4 protein-coding genes are annotated in these 3674 nt (G+C 61.8%); all 4 read right to left on the minus strand.

Going from position 1 to position 3674, the window contains the following annotated elements; genetic code table 11:
* Positions 1 to 287: 287 nt before the first annotated feature.
* The 4 genes from LPN01_RS18955 to LPN01_RS18970 all read right to left on the minus strand — a co-directional run bounded on the left by LPN01_RS18955 (position 288) and on the right by LPN01_RS18970 (position 3220).
* A complete protein-coding gene (locus LPN01_RS18955; protein ID WP_262829984.1) occupies positions 288 to 557 on the minus strand; it encodes a hypothetical protein in 270 nt (89 codons plus the stop codon).
* Between the two features lie 114 nt (positions 558 to 671).
* On the minus strand, positions 672 to 1433 hold the full coding sequence (locus LPN01_RS18960) for a ZIP family metal transporter (protein WP_262829985.1): 762 nt from the start codon (positions 1431 to 1433) through the stop codon (positions 672 to 674).
* A 6-nt stretch (positions 1434 to 1439) separates the two neighbouring features.
* Positions 1440 to 1640, minus strand: coding sequence for a DUF3606 domain-containing protein (locus LPN01_RS18965; RefSeq protein ID WP_262829986.1), 201 nt, complete (start codon positions 1638 to 1640; stop codon positions 1440 to 1442).
* 644 nt (positions 1641 to 2284) lie between these two features.
* A complete protein-coding gene (locus LPN01_RS18970) occupies positions 2285 to 3220 on the minus strand; it encodes a hypothetical protein (RefSeq protein ID WP_262829987.1) in 936 nt (311 codons plus the stop codon).
* Between the last annotated feature and the right edge of the window lie 454 nt (positions 3221 to 3674).

Consider the following 3674-nt stretch of genomic DNA (forward strand, 5'->3'; position numbering starts at 1 on the left):
CGGGCCGTCAGGCGACGTACGTTCGCGTGGCGGCAGGGTTCCGCGCTTTCGTAGTCCGGCGTCTGGATGCCCGCGACGCGAACTTTCTCGCCCGAGCGGCACCACAGCGGGGCAATCGCGCTACAAATGGCAAGGGGGCTACCTGCCGACCGCTTCAGCGTCTCCGCGCCCTGAGTGTTGAATTGGTCAGGCCTGCGTTCGGCAAAAAGGGCACCCGAGTTGCCCCGGATGCCCTCAGTTCAAGCCGCTTGGGAGCAACCTGTCTTGGCCTCTAAGCGCTCAGGCTATCAGATGCCATTCGAAAGGTTGGTGTCCGCGTCGTTAGTGCGCATGTCGTCCGCCTGGTTCTGGCCGGTTGCACGGACCGCGTCCGCCTTGTTCTCAAGCGTCGCTTCGGCGGCGGCGTTGCCGGTGTTATCGGCGGCGTCCTCGAGGTTGTCGGCGACCGCTTCGGTATTCGACTCTATGTTATCGGCTGTCTGCTCGCGCGGGCTCGAGTTGCAGGCCGCGAGCGACAGGAGGCCGCTAGCGACGGCGACGGCGAAAATCTTCTTCATGGAACAACCCCTTCACTGGTGCCTCAGAGATACACGACGAGCAGTCGAGTTCAATCCCTATCCGACTGGTCGATTTTAGCTAATGCGCCTCGCTCCGCGAACGACAGGCGGGTTCTACCCGCCACTTTTGGAGAGCACGAAGGCGCCCAGGAAACCGATCACCGCAATCAATCCGGAATAGTCGTGCGTCGACTCTGTCGCCTCTGGGATCATTGTGTCCACGAGCATCGAAAGGATCGCACCGGCAGCGATTGCTGTGACGGCGGCGATTAGGTCCGGACTGGCATTGGCGAGCGCAATGTTGCCGATCATCGCGGCTATCGCGGAAGCTACCGCGATGCCCCCCCACACGCCGAAGATGTATCGGGCGCTCCGGCCCGCTCCCTTCATGCCAGCCGCGCTCGATAGGCCTTCCGGAACGTTCGAAAGGAACACTGCGGCGACAGTCACGGTGCTCACGCCGGTCCCGCTAACCAGGCTCACTCCGATTACCACGGATTCGGGGATCCCATCGAGCAGTGCACCGATGGCGATGGCAGCGCCGGACCCGCTCTGCGCGTCAGGTTGGCTCTCATTGGGGTTCGAACCCGAACGTTTGCGATGACGCGCGCCACGGCGTGAAACGATGATGTTTGCCGCCGTGTATACCGCCGCGCCGCTAAGAAAGCCGAGCGCGGTAGAGTCGAAGCCGCCCCGCTTGAACGCCTCATCCATCAGGTCGAACGCGACCGCGGAAATGAGCACGCCCGAGCCGATCGCCATGATCGAGGCGATCAGGCGCTGCGGCAAGGTCGCGAACCAGGCGATAGCGGCGCCGAGGATCAGCGCCGATCCGCCGACAAGGCCCCACAAACCTGCCGCCCAGATGCCGGTCACGTCGGTTTACCCGTCGCTCCTGTTGCCGTTCAGCCTCTTAGCTGCCTCGTCCAGCTTCGCTCGGTCATTGCCGACCCGCACGATCAGGTCACGGGCCTGTCCCCGCGTCAGACCATGTTTCAGAGCCAAATACTCGACTTCGTATGGCTCATCACCGGCTACCCGGCTGCGGTCCTGTCCGCTCTGCTTTGACTTGTCGTCGGGCATGTCGATCTCCTGGTCCCTGATGTGAAAAGTGCTCACGATTGCAATGCTCCGACGTGAGAGGCCACGAGCCTCAAGCTGTCGCTACCTCTGCGATCTGACCCTATGAGGATCAAGCATGGGAGAAGTTATGTCGAAGAAAATACTCCGTCCTCTATGGATCGGCGTTGAAGCGTAACCTCTGTCGGATCGAAGGTAAGTCGGATGATAATGAAATATTAAGACTGAAAGTGGGGGCCCGACCGGCGCCGATTGGGCCCCCCCTAAACGAGACATATCGAACAAAATCAGCGACAAGCGCCGAAAAAGTCGGGGATCATGCCTCGACGCCGATCCACACCTAGGCGTCGATGCGGCGATCAGCCATGGCTCAAGCCGTTCGAGACCGCTCTCTGCTAATGGGTGTGGAACTTTTGTCACCCAAGAGGACGATGGACGCAGATGGCGTATCAATGCAAGTGTCGCATTGACGTGACGATGTTCATCCTGACGCGCCATGCCTCGGCGATGCGCCCCGAGCTGTTACAAAGATTGAAGAGGCAAAAGCGTTGAGAAGACAGAAGCAGCGGTCGCGTATCGCTTGAGATTTTGCCGGGTTTGACCTTTGGGAACGACCAGGAGCTGCGGCTCCCGGTCGTCCAGTGCGGTCAAAGAGACCCGGTGCGAGGATTGCTTACGTTATGCCCGCCGTTGCGGCGCAGAATGCCGCTGACGTCCGCATCGCCATTGGCTGCGCTGCCGCTGACCGTCACCAGCACGCCGCCACCGCTGAGGTGGTCGCCGTAGTAGGAGGAGTCTTCATCGCTGATCCCATGATCTTTCAGCGTTTCGTTGAAGGTGCCGGCTGCAGCACCTGCGGCCGCTCCGATTGCCATTGCGCCGGGAACCGCGGAGGCGGCAATCGCGCCTGCCGCCACGAGCGGGCCTACACCAGGAATCGCGAGCGCAAGGACGCCAAGGCCGGCGCCAAGCGCACCTCCGCCCAGGATGCCGCGTGCGAGGTTCTCATGATGCTCGTCAGTGACGGTGCCGTTGACATCGCGTGCGGTCGTCGTTCCGTTGCTGCGTGCAATCACGGAAAGTGCGCTGTCATCGACGCCTGCGCTCCGCAGGTCGGCAACGGCGCGCTGCGCTTCGGCCTCGCTGTCGAACATCGCCGAAACGGTTTCGCCAGTTCCGCTATAGGATCCGCCGGTCGTGGTCGCTGCCACACCGCCGGCACTGCCAGTCACCGCATTCGCCGTACGATCGAGCGGGCCGCGGTTAGGGTCGTCGTGACCCATCGCGGCGCTTACCCCGCCGGTGCCGCCGGTGAGGGCATTTGCTGCCCGGTCGAGCGGGCCGCGGTTCGGATCATCAGTGCCGCTCATCGCGTTTTCTGCGCGGTCCAGCGGTCCCCGATTGGGATCATCGTGGTTTAACGCACTGCCGACGCCACCGGCGCCGCCGGTGAGTGCATTTGCCGCACGATCCAGAGGGCCGCGGTTCGGATCGTCATGTCCGTCCAGCGCACCAGCGGTGCTTCCCGAGAGGCCACGATCCGAGGCAGTGTCACCGTACCCGCTACGATTGCCATCACTCATACTGTCTCTCCATCCGATTATCTTCTGGTCGCACCTTTTCGACTGCGTAGGCACGCAAGCTTTAGAGCTGCCCAGGTCGGATCGAACGCGTAACGTCCAGCAAGGTTCACAAGGATAGCGTCGCGCGGATAGTGCCTAAGTACCAACAGCTACTAGCGCGGACGCCTTCCATAGCGCCGGCCGAAACTACGGGTTAGCTGCCGTTCCGAAAATTTGCTGCTGGCAAAAAATCGCCTGCTAGGAGAGCAGATAGGGACGTCAACCGGTTGTGGCGTCATATGGAGCAAACATAAATGTAATTGAGCCCAACGTTTGCGGTCAGTGGGGGCGCCCGCCGTCTTGGTATCCTGCGCGCCCACCCGGTCGTAAGCCATTCGACGTACCTCGGGATGGCGATTAGTGCTGCGGATCCGCTCGGCTTGTTCGAAAGCCTGACGCCGTGTGCCTGCCACAT

Origin of the sequence: Sphingomonas sp. A2-49 (assembly GCF_025548555.1) — a bacterium.
Taxonomy (GTDB): Bacteria; Pseudomonadota; Alphaproteobacteria; order Sphingomonadales; family Sphingomonadaceae; genus Sphingomonas.